This is a genomic window from Pseudomonas sp. AL03 (genome assembly GCF_029960815.1).
In the GTDB taxonomy this organism is placed as follows: domain Bacteria; phylum Pseudomonadota; class Gammaproteobacteria; order Pseudomonadales; family Pseudomonadaceae; genus Aquipseudomonas.
This window is the reverse complement of sequence record NZ_JASBRE010000006.1, coordinates 19,422-36,933: the sequence shown is the minus strand read 5'-3', so window position 1 is coordinate 36,933 and position 17,512 is coordinate 19,422. Positions and strand designations below refer to the sequence as shown.

The window sequence follows — 17,512 nt, the reverse complement described above, 5'->3', positions numbered from 1 at the left end:
CGGTGGCCGGGCGTGCTAAACTCGCGGCCGTTTTACCTAATCGCTGCATTCTTGATACGGAACACCCATGGCCAAACGCCAACTCAATCGTCGTCAAAACTGGCGCATCGAAAAGATTCAGGGCGAACGCGCTGCCCGCGCCGCCAAACGCGAGTCCTCGGCTGTCGAGGCACTTGAGGGTGGCGATCTGGGTCCGGAACAGACCGGCCTGGTGATCGCGCACTTCGGTGTGCAGGTCGAAGTCGAAGCCCTCGATGGCGATTTGGCCGGCCAGGTGTTCCGCTGCCACTTGCGCGCCAACCTGCCTGCGCTGGTGACCGGCGATCAGGTGGTCTGGCGTGCCGGCAACCAGGGCATCGGCGTGATCGTGGCGCAACTGCCGCGCAAAACCGAACTCTGCCGTCCGGACAGCCGTGGTCAGCTAAAACCCGTAGCGGCCAACGTCGACATGATTGTCATCGTCTTCGCCCCGCTGCCCGAGCCTCACGCGAATCTGATCGACCGTTACCTGGTCGCCGCCGAGCACGCAGGGATTCGTCCGCTGCTGTTGCTCAACAAGTTCGACCTGATCGACGAGCAGAACGCCCCGGCGTTGAATGCCTTGCTGGCGGTTTACCGCACGCTGGGTTACCCGGTGCTGGAAGTCTCGGCGCACCACGGCAACGGCATGGAGCAACTGCAGGAACAGCTGGACGGGCGCATCAGCGTGTTCGTCGGCCAGTCCGGCGTCGGCAAGTCTTCGCTGGTCAACAGCCTGTTGCCTGAAGTCGAAGCCCGTGTCGGCCCGCTGTCCGAGTTGTCCGGCCAGGGCACTCACACCACCACCACCGCACGGTTGTTCCACTTCCCCGGTGGCGGTGAGTTGATTGACTCCCCAGGTATTCGTGAGTTCGGTCTGGGCCACGTCAGCCGTGCCGACGTCGAAGCCGGCTTCATCGAGTTCAACGACCTGATCGGCACCTGCCGCTTCCGCGACTGCAAGCATGACCGCGAGCCGGGTTGCGCCCTGCTCAAGGCCCTGGAAGAAGGTCGCGTGCAGCAGCAACGGATGAACAGCTACCGCTCGATCATCGCCAGCCTGCCGGAAACCAGCTATTAAGTAGCCTTGATCATTTTCGTGATGCCACGAAAATGATCAGCAGTATCCAGCAGAGACAAGAAAGCCGCGATCATCTCGCGGCTTTCTCATTTTCAGCGTGCGGCTTTGTCCAGCGTCCAGCCCAGCACATCCAAGGCATCACAGCCGTCCTGGATCAACATGTGCGCAGCGTTGGCGAAATGCTCCAGGTCGTGTCCTTCGGCTTCTTTGACGCACAGACAGGTGACGCTGTTGAGCAGATTACGCGCGGCTTTGAGTCGGTGGACGGCGGTTTCCAGGAGATCGGAAGCGCGGGCTTCGGTGTCGATGTATAGCGTCGAGCCGACGCTGAAGTTGCCTTGGAGCGGGTGGTACTTAGCCATTGGTCAAAACTCCGGTTACTGTCGAAAGGTTTCATCTTTGTTTCGACCGGCTAAGATCGGTCACCGAACTGGTGGGGCGACATTGGAACTATAAACAGCTACCTAGATGATTAAAACCCCACCCGATAATTTCGGAAAGCTCCTACAAATCCATTTTGAGAGACATCAACACGACTAAAAACAAACCAAAATTTAATAATTTATTCGAGATTGAGCGCATTCAACAAAATTTTCCGGCGCAATCATATTACTAAACGAAAATCTCTGATCATCCTTTAGCTCAATGACGAGCGAATCAAAAAATATATTACTTACAACTTTTATTTTTAGTATCTCATCGCTACGAATTAGAATCCGACGACAGTAACCAGCAGCATCATCACGAAAATCCAGCCCATCCGAAACAATTTCAACAGCGACCTCTCTGTCGCGCTACCCAACCGTAAAATATGAAAACAATATTATATTCATCAGAACAGACAATACTAACGCTCGACCCAGCACAACATCCTCCAAGTAAAAAAGCGGATCCAACATAAACTTAATCACTGCATAGGTTGGAACCAAGCTCACATAAGCCAAAGCTCTGATTCTTAAACCCACACGTTCATTCCAAATCACCCGCATAAAGACTTCACACCATATCAAACAGATTTACAACCAATCGACTTCCGATCAACTCATCAAGTCCACAAGTCCACAAGTCGCGAAGAAGGGCCATTGGCCTTTAGTCGTTCGGTGACGACTTTCGGCCACAGGTTGCGGGAGCGGCGTTTGGCGAAGCTGTAAGTGAGTTCCTGAATGCGAAACCATGGATAAAAGAGAAAAGTAAGAACAAGCATGACTACATCACTGCCGCCCAAGTAGTTCTTCCTTCCACTTTCCGCCCGTCTTTTTTTTATGTCGCTGAAGGTGTCCTTGAACCACCCGCTCATGTTTGGCTGCACCGCTAGCTGGCTTTTTATGAACGCATCCGACTCACAGTGATTACCCTGCTCGTCGAAATACGGGCCGTTGTTCATGTAAGAGCGGATGTATTCCCAAAAGCCTTTCTGCATCGCCAATGATTTGCCGAAAGGCGAGCCGAGACTGACCATCAATGCAATTTCCGGCCTTTCAAACTGCCACATGCGTATTTCCAGTGAGGCGCTTTGCATGCCACCAATGTGGGTACCAACTAGCTGATATTCATTGGCCACGGCGGTTATGCCATCCCATGGAGCGTGGAGCAGTTCACCTTCGTGTTCGAAATACACTTCACGAGTGCGACGGTTGAACAGGATAGGCAAAGGCAAGGGACGAAGGGTTTCCCATAAAAAAGGAACAAGGAAAAATGCTGCCGACATGATCAGGCCCATGGGAACGCTTTCCCACTTCCCATTGATCATTAACAAAAAAACCATTCCTAGCCCACCCAACCCTATCCACCCGCCAAGGCCTGTAAATTGACCCCGATCCGAATCGCCGCCTGCCCGCAAAGCCAGATAATGTTCGGTGTGCTCATCAGTAATAAACAGCTCCATTGGCTGCTCACCAGTGGGCTTATGCGCTTCCAACAGTACCGTGGGGATAGCGCTGTATCGCGGTTGCTCCGGCGTATTCATATCCATGCCCAGTCCTTGATTTTTACCGCTGGCAGCGTCAGTCCTTCACGCGGTGAATAGATCAAATCGCCCTCAATGCTCCACAAATCCCGCACGCCGTCCTCATGGTAGACGCGCCGGTACGGGGTTACGCCAACTTGTACAGGAATCCGGCTGCCACTATGCCGATCAAAATTTTCACCTGTCCATTTGACTTTTTTGACCCGTTCGGAGTGATATCCGAGGGTATCGCGCCAGATTTCATGGCCCTTGAAGTGGATCATCCCATCCGTCATCTGAATGTTTTTCCCCGGCAGGTTCAGCATCAGGTAGGTCGAGGTGACTTGCCCTTGATAAGGGTGTAACTCTCTCAGTCGGAATACTTCAAAACTGACAGGAAACAGAATGGGATACAGACGCTCCATTGACTGGGTGTAGTTAGTTGACCAATCGTTGTCCGGACGGATACCGAAATGACTGTTTTTTACCCATTTTTCTAGCGGTGAGTCAGTCGTATAGAGCCGGGCGATGACCCCGCCCACAATCACCACGGCGAGCCCCAAAAGCTTGACGCCCAAGTGAGGCACGACATCCAACCCTTTAGAAATAACCGCCGCATCCCCTGCTATCACGGCCGCTCGTGCAATGCGCAGTGCCCGGAAGGCTTGAGCCTGCAGCCTAATGCTCGCCACCGATGCCCCGATTAGCCCCAGATTAACGGAGAAGGTATCAAAGTCACCCGCCTGGAACGCCTCAAAGGCTTCGAAACCGTAAACCACCACATCAAAGCAGAGGAACGCTGACTGCAACAAAGCAGCACCTGCGGCCATTCCCATGGCTCGAACTAACGCGAGCCTCGCTGGAATAGAGTTTTTGCCGCCCTGGCTAATAGCAGAGGTCCAGTTAACCTCTGCCATCCGCTGACCAACTGCCGCGCCTGCTGCTCCAACGCCAGTCAAGACGCCGAAAGCACCAACCCATTTTTTAGTTGTTCCGCTATCTACTAACTGATCCATTGACCAATAAAAATTCAGCCCCGCCATCAACGTCACCAAAACCTTGATCGGTGCTTTATCCCAAGCCCCTTTCAGATCCAGCACGCTACTCAAATCCACACCCGCCGCCAGATTCACCGGCAACGGTGGCAATTTGGTGCTGGTCGGCACCAGATGCATGAACGGCACGCTCTGCCCCACGGCCGCGACCAGCGGTGCAACGCTCAAATGAGCAGGCGCCGCTGGGCGTGTCCCCATCAAGTCGCTGTACCACTCGCCCAACTGACGCGAGGTAACGCCCAACGCCTGGATGCGCTGGTCGCTACGAGCCAGAGCCGCCGCCATGTACAAGCTCCCGGCGGTGCTGGTCGAGTTTTGTGCCTGATGCAGTTGCAACCCAGCCACCGGAGCGATTGCCAGAAACAAGGCCTCAATGCTCGATGCCGGCTTATGTTGCTTCAGTTTGTCGGCAGTCTTGTTCAGTGCATCGGCATACCCGAAAGCGCTGGCAACCTTGCTAGCACCTTCCTGCAACGCCGTCGTGTTGTCGTTGAACGCATCGCCAAGATCAACGAGGTACTTGATCTCGCTTTTGCCAAGCCGTGCGGGTAATCCAAGCAAAGCCCAGAGGAGCCAAGGTTTTCCCGACGCATTGCCGTTCAGGTTGAGGCTAATGGCCTCGGCTCCGATACTGGTGCTGGCCGGCCCCAAGGCACGCCGCTGCGAAATGCAATTCCAGTGCCTCACGCGCCATCGACTGAGTGATGTCGAAATGGCCGCAAGCCGTGTCCATGCTCGACGGACCGGTCACTTGCAGGGTGTTGAACCACGCCACCCAGAGTTGGGCCAGACGCCGCGTGTCGGCGGTATACCGATTGTTTTGGATCTCTTGATCTTTCCACACCTGCTGGAGTTCGTCATAGCGAGTGATAGACGGCAGTTGTGCACTCAGTTGGCGGTCGCCTTCGCTCAGTGACTTGATGACGCCGGCCATCGCCCACTCTTCAGCGTGATGTTCCTGGTAACTGTCGAATGTTTCTTTACGGACACGCATCAGCGCAGCGAGGTCGAGCAGAACGCCCCAGGCGTCATCAATGACCGCGTAAGTTTGCTGCTCGCAAGCCTTCATCTGCTTTCGCACCTTCAACCAATCAGGCGCGTGTTCCGTCTTGGGCTCCGCGCTCCAGCCATAGCTCGTCGCATCGTTGTATTCGCCAATCTGCTTAGCGACCGCGTCAACCTTGCCGCTGAACGGCGCAACACCCGGAACAAAACTTCGCATGATGCGCTGACGCACGGCGGGGTCTTTTCTGGTGGCCTGGTATTGCGCCTCACTCCAGCGAACGGGCGACCATACCAATCCGGCAACGTCGCCCGCTCTTAACAACAGATGGGGTTTGACCCGGGTGTCGATTACCCTGCCCGCACGCGGGGTTTGGGTGAGCTGAGCTTTTTCGACTTGATACTCCACCAACTTGGGTGGACTGCTCTCCCAGACATAGAGCCAACCGTCGCGCAACAAACGCGAGGTGTAATTGAGCGCATGCCCGGTCAAGTCAGGATGACGAGGCCCCAACTCGGGAAACGAGCCGTTCAACGCCGGCAAGTCGTAGGCATCGGTATCGACAGCGACGGTAGGGCCGAGGGCGTATCGCAGGGGCAAAACGGCAGTGAAGAGCGGGCACGTTCCAACGCGGATTTTATTCTGGGCACTCATGCGTTTTTCTCCGGGTTGGCTGGAAGGCTCAGTGCATGCAGAAGCGGCTCAGGCAGGGTGATTTGCGCGGCCAGACCTTTATTGGCCGGTGCTGAGTCGAATTCCGGCGCCTGGTTCTCCCAAGCGCACACTGGCGCGTTGCCATGGCGTAGCCAGACGCTTTCCACGCCGAACCAAAAGCCTGTTGGCCATTGCACGCCGGCCAACCAGGCGCGAAGCAGGACCGAGCCATCCGCCAGGCGCTGCCATAACTCTCGCTGGTGTTCATCAAAAATGCGCAAGCGACGTTGCAGGATCGGTAGCCATTGTTGAGCGCTCTGTGGAGAAGCCAGCCAAACACCGTGTTGCAAGTCGGAGCCGCCCCACCATGCGGCGTAGGCTGCGCTGCCAAGCGAGGCATTCAGCAGAAATGGCCCCGCTGCGCCAATCGGCTCGTAAGCGGTCCCCTTGAAAAGCGATTGAGGAGCGTCTGCGCCGTAGTGCTGGTGAAGCCAATCGATAGCGTCTTCATACTGAGCACCATCAAGCAGGAGCAGTCCTTTGTTCGGGGTGACCAGGGTCATGCTTCACCCCTCTCTGCTGCCTGGGGTTCCTGGGCGACCTCGCATACTGGGCAAATGCCGGAATCGGTTTCACGAAAGACGATGTTCTGTTTGAGTAGTGCTTCCATGGGAAGGGTGTCGATGACCACAGCCTCGGCAGCTTGGGGAGCTGCTGACAGTGCCGCCTGCCCGGTTAGGCCAGCTAGCGGTGAACCACCCTCGACAATGGCCACGCTGCTGAAGATCCCGCCCGAGTTGATCACGATGTGGTGACCGCCAGCCTTGAGCGTCAGGCTCATCCCCGCATCGATTACCACGTTCGCAGCGGTGACGTGGGCCTGTGGACCGGCCTGAATCACCAGCGTGCCGCCTGCCGTGGTGCTGCTATTACCGGTGATGGTGATCAGTTCATTGCCGCCGATCACCGTGTTGCGCACGCCTTGGGTGGTGTGCAACTCGTCGCCCTTGATCAGGCTGGCGCTGTGGTTGTCCACCTGTTCGAAACGGTCGTTGCTGATCAGGCTGTGGCTGTCGCGAGTAATCTGTTCACGGCGGTCGTTACCGATCTGGGTGTCGCTGTCGTTGAGGATCAGTTGGTCTAGGTCGCGCTCGGCGCGCAGGTAGATTTGTTCCTGCCCGGCGCGATCTTCAATCGACAGCTCGTTGTAACCACCGGTGTGTGGGGAGCTGTGGCTGCGCAATACGGTTTTGGTTTTGTGCTCGGGCAAGGTGTACGGCACGGACGTGACGGTGTTAGCCACGCAACCGGTGATCAATGGTTGGTCGGGGTTCCCTTCCAGATAAGTCACCACCACTTCCATGCCGATGCGCGGGATGGTCACCGAACCAAAATTTTCCCCGGCCCAACTGGAGGAAACCCGCAGCCAGCAACTGCTTTTTTCGCTGTTGAGTTCGGTCCGATCCCACGGCAGCTCGACACGGACACGGCCATATTCATCGCAATAAATCTCTTCGCCGGCCGGCCCGGTAACACGGGCGGTCTGGCTGACCAGCACGGTTTTGCGTGAACGCATCGGCGGACGGTAGAGCACGTCCCAGGGAATGGCGCGAAAGCTGTTGCGATAGCCTTGGGTAAAGCCGTCTTCGGGTTTGACGTCGCTGGTGATGGCCTCTTCCAGTGACTGCGGTTGTTTTCCAGCGTGCGTCACGCTGAGCAACAACCACAAATCGTTGCAGGTTTTGCGCGGGTGTTCGGTCAGGTCGAAGTAGTGACCGCAGCGCAGCGTCGGCTGGTCACTTTTGCCCTCGGTCAACTGGTAATCGGTGCGGTGCCGCTCCAAGGTCTGGCGAGCGAGTTGTTTGCCGCGCTTTTCGTTCTCGATGAACTCCGGGTAACGATAGTCTTCAAGCTCTGGGCTGAACTCGGCGGTGAAGCGACTTTCCAGCAACAGACTCGGCCGTTTCAGGTCATAGTCCCGGCGCGTGACCGTGCTGGTGCGGGTGCTGAAACGCATGGAAAACTGGCTGACCACCGGGTGCTCTGCCACCATGCCGGAGTCTTGCTGATAAGGGGTTTCGCCCAGTTTGGGGAACCAGGTCTGGTCGTCGGTGAACACCAACAAATGACCGTCTGCCGAGTGCTGGTGATGCCACGCGATGCCGTCCTCGGCGCACAGGCGCTGGACGAGTTCGAAATCGCTTTCCCCGTATTGAGTGCAGTATTCGCGCTCGGGGCTGGTGCTGACATGGAAGGTAAACGCATCGGCCTGAATGCCGTGACCTTTGAGCACCTGAGCAATGATTTGCGGCACCGTCAGGTGCTGGAAAATCCGCTGATTGTGGCTGAACTGCAAATAATGCAGCGTCGGTACGAGGGTCAGGTGATAACGGGTCAGGCGCTTGCCGGCCTCACCCACGAACACGTCTTCGATCCGACCGTGAAGGCCTTCGCCGTTAAGACCGAACTGGAGAAATGCGGGTTGGCTGAGCAGACTTTCGAGATCGAAATCCGGGTGTTCGCTGACCAGTTCAATCTGGATCGCGTACAAGGCGCTGATGGCCTCAACACCGTCAAAGGCGAGGACTTTGAAATCGTTACGAACCGCGGGGATGTGCAGCGCAAAATGCGCCGTATTGGCCGATCCGAACACACGCTTATCCTTAAGCAAAGAGGAAATGAAGCGCGATGTCCAAACCCTCCATGGTCTGTGCACGCGAAATTGGCGGGCACGCTAACAAGGCAGGCAAAGGATAGATGTAGGACTAATCTTTAAACCCAGAAGGAAGCTTCGCTATCGAAGGTCAGCCTCTCAATGAACGACAAAATACCGATTGGTAGGATCCCCCCAGCAGGCACAAAAAAGCCGACATCGCTGTCGGCTTTTTTATGGGTCACTGCTTCGGGGGCTCACCCGGTTTCGGTGCCGGGCTGTCGAAGAGGTTCAAGCGCTCGCGAAGCTCATGCGCCGGCAACGGTTCTTTATCCGCTGGCAACGCATTGGGGTCGGCTGGTGTGGCGGGCACTTCGCCCGGGCCACCCTGCCCTTGCGTCGGCTCTGGAGCTGGTTCCGCACCTTGCGAACCTTCGATGGCGCGCTGGGCTTTCTTGGTCAGCACCACGATGTCGATACGGCGATTGACCGGGTTGAACGGGTTCTCGCGATCGAACAACGCCGACGAGGCATAACCGACGACGCGCGCCACCTGCGCATCCGGATAACTGCCGGCGATCAGTGCACGACGTGCAGCGTTGGCGCGGTTGCTCGAGAGCTCCCAGTTACCAAAGTCACCGGTGCCCGTGTACGGTTTGGCATCGGTGTGGCCGCTGATGCTGATCTTGTTCGGCACCGCTTTGATGGTGTCGGCCATGGCCAGCAGGATGTCTTCGAAGTACGGCTTCAGACGGGCACTGCCAGAGTCGAACATCGGCCGGTTTTCAGCGTCCACGATCTGGATGCGCAAACCGTCCGGCGTGATCTCAAACAGAATCTGGTCTTTGAATTTCTTGAGTTGCGGGTTCTCTTCGACCTTGTTCTGCAGTTCTTGCAGCAACAGCTCGAGACGTTCCTTCTCGACCTGCTCGGCCATCCCTTCAACCTGCTCGGCGTCGATGGTCACCTTGTCCGGCTGCGGCTGGGATTTCACCTCGGGGTTGAGGGTGTTTTCCGGCGCCAGGGTCGGCGTGCCGCCCAAGTCGATGATGTACGGCGTGCCGCTTTCGGAAAAACCGACCGGGTCCTTGAAGTAACCGGCGATGGCGATCTTCTGCTCAGGTGTTGCGGTGGACAGCAGCCACAGCACCAGAAAGAACGCCATCATCGCCGTCGCGAAGTCCGCGAAGGCGATTTTCCAGGCGCCCCCGTGATGCCCGCCGGCGATGCGCTTGACGCGCTTGATGATTATCGGCTGGTTATTTTCCATGATCTAAGTGCCCTGTCTCACAAATACTGTTCCTTTTTGGCGGTGTCTGTTGTCGCCATACTGCGTTGCCGCTCCTCGCCATAGCCGGCTATGACTCGTCGCGGCGCCTTGTCTGGCAACAACAGCCACTCGCCAAAAAGGAACGTATTTGCAAGACAGGACACTAGCGACCGCGAACCGCTTGTTCCAGCTCAGCAAAGCTAGGACGGTGCGCCGGGTACAGAACCTTGCGGCCAAACTCTACCGCCAGCGATGGCGGCATGCCGGAAGCGGAAGCGACCAGCGAGGCCTTGATGGCTTCGTAGACGTTCAGCTCTTCCTTGGCATCGTGGGCCAGGGAATGGGCCAGCGGACCGAAGAAACCGTACGCCGCGAGAATACCGAAGAAGGTACCGACAAGTGCCGCACCCACGTGCAGACCGATGGATTTCTGGTCGCCTTCGCCCAGGGAGGCCATGGTCACCACGATACCGAGTACCGCCGCGACAATGCCGAAACCGGGCATGGCGTCGGCGATGCCGTTCACCGCGTGAGACGGATGCTCGAGGTCTTCCTTGAGGCTATAGAGTTCCATGTCGAACAGGCCTTCCAGCTCATGGGGAGCCATGTTGCCGGAGGACATAATGCGCAGGTAATCGCAGATGAACGCAGTCATGCGTTCGTCTTTTAGCACGGTCGGGTACTTGGCGAAGATCGGGCTCGCGGCAGCATCTTCGATGTCGCCTTCAATGGCCATCATGCCTTCGCGGCGGCTCTTGTTGAGGATCTCGTAAATCAGGCCAAGCACTTCAAGATAGAAGGTGTGGTTGAAACGCGAACTGAACATGCTCAAGGATTTCTTGAGCACGTGCATGGTCATGTAACTAGGGTTGGCCTGGAGGAATGCGCCAAGGGCCGCGCCACCGATAATCAACACCTCGAAAGGCTGAATAAGGGCGGCAATTTTGCCATGGGAGAGCACGTATCCGCCGAGCACGCTCGCGAATACGACGATGATGCCGATTAATTTAGCCATAGGTAGGAGAGCACTTACTGAGTCGGGTTCAAGGTCATATTCGGAAGTTAAAAAATCTCTTCTTCTACTTATCGGCAAAACTGCGCCAGACTATAGCCAGTTCAGGCGAAAAGCCAATTTGGCCCGATCCGGGCATAGGTAATGCAGACGATGATCGCGTCCAACCATGGCTAACGAAACGAACGTTCCAACTCCAAAACCGACCACTCTTGAAGGCTGGGTCAAGCTTCTCGATGGCGTGCGCCTGCCCGTTCCGCAAGCCAGTCACGACCGTGTCTGCAAGGCCATCGCCAACAGTCGCAGCTCCCTGCGCGATATCGCGGAACTGATACAGGACAGCCCGGCGCTGGCGCTGAGTGTGATTCGCGAAGCCAACCGCCACACCCATGGCAGCATGACCGAGCCCGCAGAAAACCTTGAGGTGGCAATCAATCGCCTCGGTTTGAAGCGCACCGAAGAGCTGCTCGCCCGCCTGCCCGCCGAACCTCAGTCCGATATCCCGGTTGCCCTGCGTCAGTTGCAGCTGATCAGCCAGCACGCGACTCAACAGGCCAACGGTTTTTTTGCCAGTCGCCTGGCCCGGCTGTGGCAGGACATTCACTGGGGCAGCCTGCTGTTTCTCTCGCCGCTGTGGCCGATGGCGTTGACCCATCCGCAGCTGCTCGAAGAATGGGAGCTGCGGGTCATCCATAAAGGCGAGTCGGCGCACAAAGTCGAGAAGCAATTGTTCGGCGCACGCCTGCTGGAAATCTGTCTGGCGCTCGTGGACATCTGGCGCCTGCCGATCTGGGTGCAGCAGGGTTATCGGCTGTTGCTCAACGAGCAGCGTGAGCTGGTGAAAGTGCTGCGCATCGCGCGTGACAGTGATCATCCACTGCGCCAGCAGAACCGCCTCGATGACGATCCGACCCTGCGCCGCTGGCTCAATCAACCGGCCAATACGGTGCTGCTGGCCAACGGTCTGGCGCTGTCGGCACAACACGCCTGGGACAGCCCTCACAGTGAACGCTGGCAATACCTGACCAGCCTTTACCTGCAAATGCCGATGGACGAAGTGCAGCAGCAGTTGCACCAACAAGCCGCCAACAGCGCCCGTCATCATGCGATGCCAGACCTTTGGCACCCGGCCGTTTCACTGATCTGGCCGTGGGGCATGAACCGCGTTCACGCCGGATTGCTGCCAGCCCCGGCACCGACTGCCGAAGACCTGGCGAAATGGCGCAGACAGTGTGCCGAGTTGCTGGTCGAACCCAGCCGCTTCACCAACGCCATGCACCTGACCACGTCTGCCCGGGACGCTTTGGTCGCGTGCGGCATGCGTCGGGTGATGATCCTGATGGCCGACCGCACTCACGCCAATCTGCGAGTGCACCAGACGGCCGGGCTGCCAAAAGAAGTGGCCGGTCTGAACTTCGTCGTCAGCCAGAGCACCGTGCTGCAACGCCTTCTCTCGCAGCAGGCCCAGGTACGCCTGACGCCGGCCAACAACGCACAATTTTCCGCCCTGTTACCGGCCAGCCTGCGCTCGCAGTTCGGCGGCGAACACCTGCTGCTACGCTCACTGGTCAATAACGGCCGGGTCATCATGATTGTGGCGGCGGATCAGGGTGGCGGGCCGTTCTCGGAAATCACCGTGCAAGCCTTCGGCAAAACCGCGCAGTGCATCGAGAAAGCGCTGCACAGCTTTAGCTCCCGTGGCCAATAAGGCTGCGCTACAATCCCCCCCTTTGTGCTCTGGAGACCTCACATGTCTGACTTCTCTGGCTTGGCGCTGGTCATTGAGCCGAGCGACTTGCTCGCCCGTCTCGACGCCCGCGAACTGATTTTGGTGGACCTGACCAGCAGCGCCCGCTATGCCGCAGGGCATATCCCCGGCGCGCGTTTTGTCGATCCGAAACGCACGCAACTCGGTCAGGCGCCTGCGCCGGGACTGATGCCGCCGCAAGCGGCACTCGAAGCGTTGTTCGGCGAACTGGGCCACAACAAGGACGCGGTCTACGTCGTCTATGACGACGAGGGCGGTGGCTGGGCCGGTCGCTTTATCTGGCTTCTGGATGTCATCGGCCACAGCCACTACCACTATGTCGACGGCGGCCTGACGGCCTGGCTGGCTGAAGGTTTGCCAATGTCGATCCAGATCCCGGCGCCGGTCGGCGGCGCGGTTGCGTTGACCCTGCACGACGAACCCACCGCCACCCGCGAATACCTGCAAAGCCGTCTCGGTGCCGCCGACCTGGCAATCTGGGACGCACGCGGGCCGCTGGAGTACTCCGGCGAGAAAGTCCTGGCGGCCAAGGCCGGGCACATTCCCGGCGCGGTCAATTTCGAATGGACCGCGGGCATGGATCAGTCGCGCCACCTGCGCATCCGCACCGACATGCCGCAGATCCTGGAAAAACTCGGGATCAGTAAAGACAAAGAAGTCATTACCCACTGCCAGACTCACCATCGTTCTGGCTTCACCTATCTGGTGGCCAAGGCTCTCGGTTATCCGCGGGTCAAAGGCTACGCCGGTTCCTGGGGCGAATGGGGCAACCACCCCGATACGCCCGTAGAGATTTAAGGTTTTTAAGGACAGTTAATGAATAAGCGTTTGTTTATCCTCAGCCAATACCTGCTGCCCCATCACCTGCTGTCGCGACTGGCCGGGTGCATTGCCGAATGCCGCGTGCGCTGGTTCAAGAATGCCTTCACCGCCTGGTTCGCCAAGCGTTATCAGGTGGACATGTCGCAGGCGCTGGTCGAAGACCTGACCGCCTACGAGCACTTCAATGCGTTCTTCACTCGTGCCTTGAAGGACGGCGCTCGCCCGCTGGACGAGACGCCAGGCGCGATCCTCAGCCCGGCCGACGGCGCGGTCAGCCAACTCGGCCCGATCGAACACGGTCGTGTGTTCCAGGCCAAGGGCCACAGCTTCAGCGTGCTGGAATTGCTGGGCGGCGACGCGGACAACGCAGCGCCGTTCATGGGCGGTGATTTCGCGACTATTTATCTGTCACCGAAGGACTACCACCGCGTGCACATGCCGCTGGCCGGCACCCTGCGCGAGATGGTCTACATCCCGGGCCGGATCTTCTCGGTCAACCAGACCACCGCCGAAAACGTTCCGGAACTGTTCGCCCGCAACGAGCGTGTGGCATGCATTTTCGACACCGAACGCGGGCCGATGGCCGTGGTGCTGGTGGGCGCAATGATCGTGGCGTCGATCGAAACCGTTTGGGCCGGGCTGGTCACGCCGCCAAAACGCGAGCTGAAAACCTTCCGCTACGACGAAGCTGCCCGTGCGCCAATCCATTTGGAGAAAGGTGCAGAACTGGGCCGGTTCAAACTGGGTTCGACCGCTGTCGTGTTGTTCGGGCCTGATCAAGTGAAGTGGGCTGAAGAACTGACGGCCGGTTCGCCGGTGCAGATGGGCCACGGCATGGGCCTGCCAAAAACCTGATTTTCTGATTTGCCCCCTCGACCGGGTTCGAGGGGGCAGACCACACCCCTCCCTTAGTTATAACTGCTACAGTCAGGTCATTCACTGCCCCTTTCCCGGTTGGAGTTTTTCCACGGCATGAATGAGACCAGCCCCCACCTGCTGCTGCGCGCGCCCATCCCGATACAGGCGCGCCTGTCGTTCTGTGAAGCCACCCCGCGCGATCTCAAGCGTTGGATCGCCAATCTGCCCAAAGCCAACATCGGCGAAACCGCCCGCCAGCTGTATCAAGGCTTGAGCGAACTCAACCAACTGCTCACGCCCAGCGACAATCGCCTGCAATTGCTCGAACTGCTGCGGCCCGAGGTGTATTACGTCTGCAAACACCTTGAGCAGCATTTCCTGCATCAGTCGATTGTCCTCGACGAGCGTTCCCGCAAGATCGCCAACCTCTGCCAGGCGCTGCAAAGTCACTTGGCCATTGGTTACAAACAGATTGTCGTGCGCATCACACCGAAGTTCAGCAAGGACCGTGCGCCGCTGCTGACCCAAGCGCTGCAACGAGCGATCCATTGCCTGAACGGGCCGCTGATTCGCTCGACTAAACTCTATTGCCCGGTGCCGGAAGGCCTGTGGCTGGAGCTGCATCAGCTCTACCGGATCGCCTGCGCACACCGGCTCCAGCATTTGAGCCTGCGCGATGAGTTGGCCAGCCAGACGCAAAACCTGAGCATCGAACAGACTTACGTGGTCGCCTTGCTGCTGGGCGCCTCGCGTTGCAATCAACTGCGTCAGAACCAGATTGCCCGAGTGGCCGAGGTGCTTGAGCCTTGGAGCCAATGGATCAAGCTGCAACCCGGCAACCCGTCCATCGGTCTGTTTGCCGTCGCGCCCGACCTCGACTCCGGGCCGCGTTACCGCACCAAGTTCCGGGCCGAGCAGCAGGAGCGTTTGCTGGGAATCGATCCGCAGCCTCTGGTCGCGGCCATCGAAGGCTATTTGCAAAAAACCGACAGCTCATCGCCGCTACCCGTACCGTCGGAACTGAGCCTCGACACGTTGCAACACCTCAGCGCTGCGTGGGGCCAGGCTGCCGAGCGCAGCTTCCAGCGTACCGTCGGCCAAGGTACTTTGACCTTGTGCGTGGGCATGAGCGCGCTGCATTTTTATCTGGGTGGGCAACGCTCATTCAGCGACATCTTGAAAAACCCTGGTGCCCGGCTTGCACAATTTTCGGCGACGCCTGTCACAGGCAGGGAAAAGGACCCATGGCACCAAGCCTTCGACGCCGCGCCCCAAGGCACTGCGGACGCTCTGCTGCCCTACGAAGAGATCGAATACCCGCAGCTGCTGAACGACGACAGCCACGAGGCATCCGACCGCAATCAGCACTTCCCGACCCACGTCCTGTCAGTGATCAATCACAGCCCCGGCGGTTATTGCCTGGCTTGGCCCGGCGCGGTGCCTGCCGAGTTACAGGCGGGGGAGATGGTCGGCATCGAGGACGCTGCCGGCCAGGGTTGGAGCATCGCGGTGGTGCGCTGGATCCGCCAGGTGCGCGGCGGTGGCACGCAGATGGGCATCGAGCAGGTTGCGCCCTTCGCCGAGCCCTGCGGCCTGCAACTGGTGCGCACCCGTGATGACCACAGCCAATACCTGCGCGGTCTGTTGCTGCCGCAAATCAGCGCCATCGACCTGCCCGCCACTTTGCTCGCGCCGCGCCTGCCCTTTCAGGAGGGCAACAAGATCATGATCAACACCAACGGCGACGAACGCAGGGTCGGGCTGGATCGGCGGGTGTCGAGCACCAACAGCTTCAATCAGTTCGCCTACCGTCCCCTGGAGACAGCCAAAAACGACAACGCCGCAGTGAGCGGCGCTGAGGAGAATTTTGATTCGTTGTGGAAATCGCTTTGAGGGGCAGGCGGCAGACCGGAGGTGAAGCCATCGCGGGCAAGCCTTGCTCCTACAGGTCGGCGGTGAACACAAAAATGCGCTTCACCGCCGACCTGTAGGAGCAAGGCTTGCCCGCGATGGGCCCGATCAGGCAGCCCAGATTTCAGAGTTGCCCGTCACGATCCCGGAATCCCAGCAGATACAGCACGCCATCCAGCCCAAGGGTGGAAATTGCCTGCTTCGCCGACTGCTTCACCAGCGGCTTGGCACGGAACGCCACGCCCAACCCGGCAATCGCCAGCATCGGCAAATCGTTGGCACCGTCGCCAACGGCGATGGTCTGCTCCAGACGCAAGCCTTCCTTGTGCGCCAGTTCTTTCAGCAGATCGGCCTTGCGCTGCGCGTCAACAATCGGCTCGACCGCCACGCCGGTGACCTTGCCGTCGACCACTTCCAGTTCGTTGGCGAACACATAGTCGATACCCAGTTTGGCCTGCAGTTGCTTGGCGAAGTAGGTGAAGCCGCCCGACAGAATCGCCGTCTTGTAGCCCAGGCGTTTGAGTTCGGCGAACAGGGTTTCAGCGCCTTCGGTCAGGCGCAGGGAGGCGCCGATCGAGTCCAGCACGCTGACGTCCAGCCCTTTGAGCAAGGCCAGGCGCTCCTTGAAGCTGGCGCGGAAGTCCAATTCGCCGGACATCGCCCGTTCGGTGATCGCAGAAACCTGATCGCCCACGCCGGCAGCCTTGGCCAGTTCGTCGATGACTTCGGCTTCGATCAGCGTCGAGTCCATGTCGAACACCGCCAGACGACGGTTGCGGCGGAACAGCGAATCTTCCTGGAAGGCGATGTCGACGTTCAGTTCTTGAGCGACGCTGAGGAATTCGGCCCGCAGCGCTTGCGGATCAGCCGCTTCACCACGAACGGAAAACTCGATGCAGCCCTTGCCCTGATCGGCCGGAGTGTCCAGCGGCATGCGCCCGGACAGACGATCGATGTGGTCGATGTTCAGGCCATATTTGGCGGTGATCGAACTCACGGCCTGCAGTTGCCCGGCGGTCACTTTGCGGGTCAACAGGGTCACGATGTGGCGTTTCTTGCCCTGATTGCCGACCCACTGCTGATAATCCTCTTCGGACACCGGCGTGAAACGCACTTGCTGATCGAGCTTGTAAGCCGTAAACAGGATGTCCTTGAGCACCGACTTGCCTTGCTCGGTGTCAGGAATTTCAACCAGGATGCCGAACGACAAGGTGTCGTGGATCACTGCCTGACCAATGTCGAGAATGTTCACACCACCCTGGGCCAGAACACCGGTAATGGCCGCAGTCAGACCCGGACGGTCGACTCCCGTGATGTTTATCAGGACGATTTCGCGCAAGGCGCACCCCCGCAGGTGGAAAAAAACCGCATTCTACCCACTTTCAGTGGCCATCGGGCACCGTGAGCGCTTTGACGGTCTAGGGCCTGTCGCTATACTGCGCGTCAACTTCACGGACAAAAG

The 17,512-nt window shown here is 58.5% G+C and carries 14 protein-coding genes; 5 read left to right on the top strand and 9 right to left on the bottom strand.

What is annotated here, in order from left to right:
- The first annotated feature begins 67 nt into the window (after positions 1–67).
- Positions 68–1,099, top strand: a complete 1,032-nt coding sequence (rsgA, locus tag QK293_RS08195) for a small ribosomal subunit biogenesis GTPase RsgA (protein ID WP_008153263.1) — start codon at positions 68–70, stop codon at positions 1,097–1,099.
- 92 nt (positions 1,100–1,191) lie between these two features.
- Here the strand turns inward: rsgA and QK293_RS08190 are convergent, their stop codons facing one another.
- The 8 genes from QK293_RS08190 to motA form a co-directional block, all read right to left on the bottom strand.
- Positions 1,192–1,461 (bottom strand): hypothetical protein, encoded by a 270-nt coding sequence (locus tag QK293_RS08190; protein WP_282376683.1) that lies wholly within the window; start codon positions 1,459–1,461, stop codon positions 1,192–1,194.
- Positions 1,462–2,144: 683 nt separating this feature from the next.
- Positions 2,145–3,071 carry a hypothetical protein gene (locus QK293_RS08185; RefSeq protein ID WP_282376681.1) on the bottom strand — a complete coding sequence of 309 codons (927 nt, stop codon included), beginning with the start codon at positions 3,069–3,071 and terminating at the stop codon, positions 2,145–2,147.
- Positions 3,062–4,750: a hypothetical protein gene (locus tag QK293_RS08180; protein ID WP_282376680.1), complete on the bottom strand. Its 1,689-nt coding sequence runs from the start codon at positions 4,748–4,750 to the stop codon at positions 3,062–3,064. The genes QK293_RS08185 and QK293_RS08180 overlap by 10 nt, the downstream gene beginning before the upstream one ends.
- The gene (locus QK293_RS08175) at positions 4,710–5,756 is read right to left on the bottom strand and encodes a toxin VasX (RefSeq protein ID WP_282376679.1); all 1,047 of its coding nucleotides are present in this window, start codon (positions 5,754–5,756) and stop codon (positions 4,710–4,712) included. The genes QK293_RS08180 and QK293_RS08175 overlap by 41 nt, the downstream gene beginning before the upstream one ends.
- Complete coding sequence (locus QK293_RS08170; protein WP_282376678.1) at positions 5,753–6,319, bottom strand: DUF4123 domain-containing protein; 567 nt, start codon at positions 6,317–6,319, stop codon at positions 5,753–5,755. The genes QK293_RS08175 and QK293_RS08170 overlap by 4 nt, the downstream gene beginning before the upstream one ends.
- Positions 6,316–8,409: a type VI secretion system tip protein VgrG gene (locus QK293_RS08165; RefSeq protein ID WP_282376677.1), complete on the bottom strand. Its 2,094-nt coding sequence runs from the start codon at positions 8,407–8,409 to the stop codon at positions 6,316–6,318. Before QK293_RS08165 ends, QK293_RS08170 begins: the two co-directional genes overlap by 4 nt.
- 241 nt (positions 8,410–8,650) lie before the next feature.
- Complete coding sequence (motB, locus tag QK293_RS08160; RefSeq protein ID WP_282376674.1) at positions 8,651–9,679, bottom strand: flagellar motor protein MotB; 1,029 nt, start codon at positions 9,677–9,679, stop codon at positions 8,651–8,653.
- Positions 9,680–9,842: 163 nt separating this feature from the next.
- On the bottom strand, positions 9,843–10,694 hold the full coding sequence (motA, locus tag QK293_RS08155) for a flagellar motor stator protein MotA (protein ID WP_282376673.1): 852 nt from the start codon (positions 10,692–10,694) through the stop codon (positions 9,843–9,845).
- Positions 10,695–10,860: 166 nt separating this feature from the next.
- Between motA and QK293_RS08150 the strand changes: the two genes are divergently transcribed.
- From QK293_RS08150 to QK293_RS08135, 4 genes are all read left to right on the top strand, one after another.
- A complete protein-coding gene (locus QK293_RS08150; protein WP_282376672.1) occupies positions 10,861–12,399 on the top strand; it encodes an HDOD domain-containing protein in 1,539 nt (512 codons plus the stop codon).
- Between the two features lie 42 nt (positions 12,400–12,441).
- The gene (locus tag QK293_RS08145; RefSeq protein ID WP_282376671.1) at positions 12,442–13,257 is read left to right on the top strand and encodes a rhodanese-like domain-containing protein; all 816 of its coding nucleotides are present in this window, start codon (positions 12,442–12,444) and stop codon (positions 13,255–13,257) included.
- 18 nt (positions 13,258–13,275) lie between these two features.
- Positions 13,276–14,136, top strand: a complete 861-nt coding sequence (gene asd / locus QK293_RS08140) for an archaetidylserine decarboxylase (RefSeq protein ID WP_282376670.1) — start codon at positions 13,276–13,278, stop codon at positions 14,134–14,136.
- A 117-nt stretch (positions 14,137–14,253) separates the two neighbouring features.
- A complete protein-coding gene (locus tag QK293_RS08135; RefSeq protein WP_282376667.1) occupies positions 14,254–16,032 on the top strand; it encodes a molecular chaperone in 1,779 nt (592 codons plus the stop codon).
- Between the two features lie 142 nt (positions 16,033–16,174).
- On the opposite strand, the gene serB is transcribed toward QK293_RS08135, so the two are convergent.
- A complete protein-coding gene (gene serB, locus QK293_RS08130) occupies positions 16,175–17,389 on the bottom strand; it encodes a phosphoserine phosphatase SerB (RefSeq protein ID WP_282376665.1) in 1,215 nt (404 codons plus the stop codon).
- Positions 17,390–17,512: the final 123 nt, after the last annotated feature.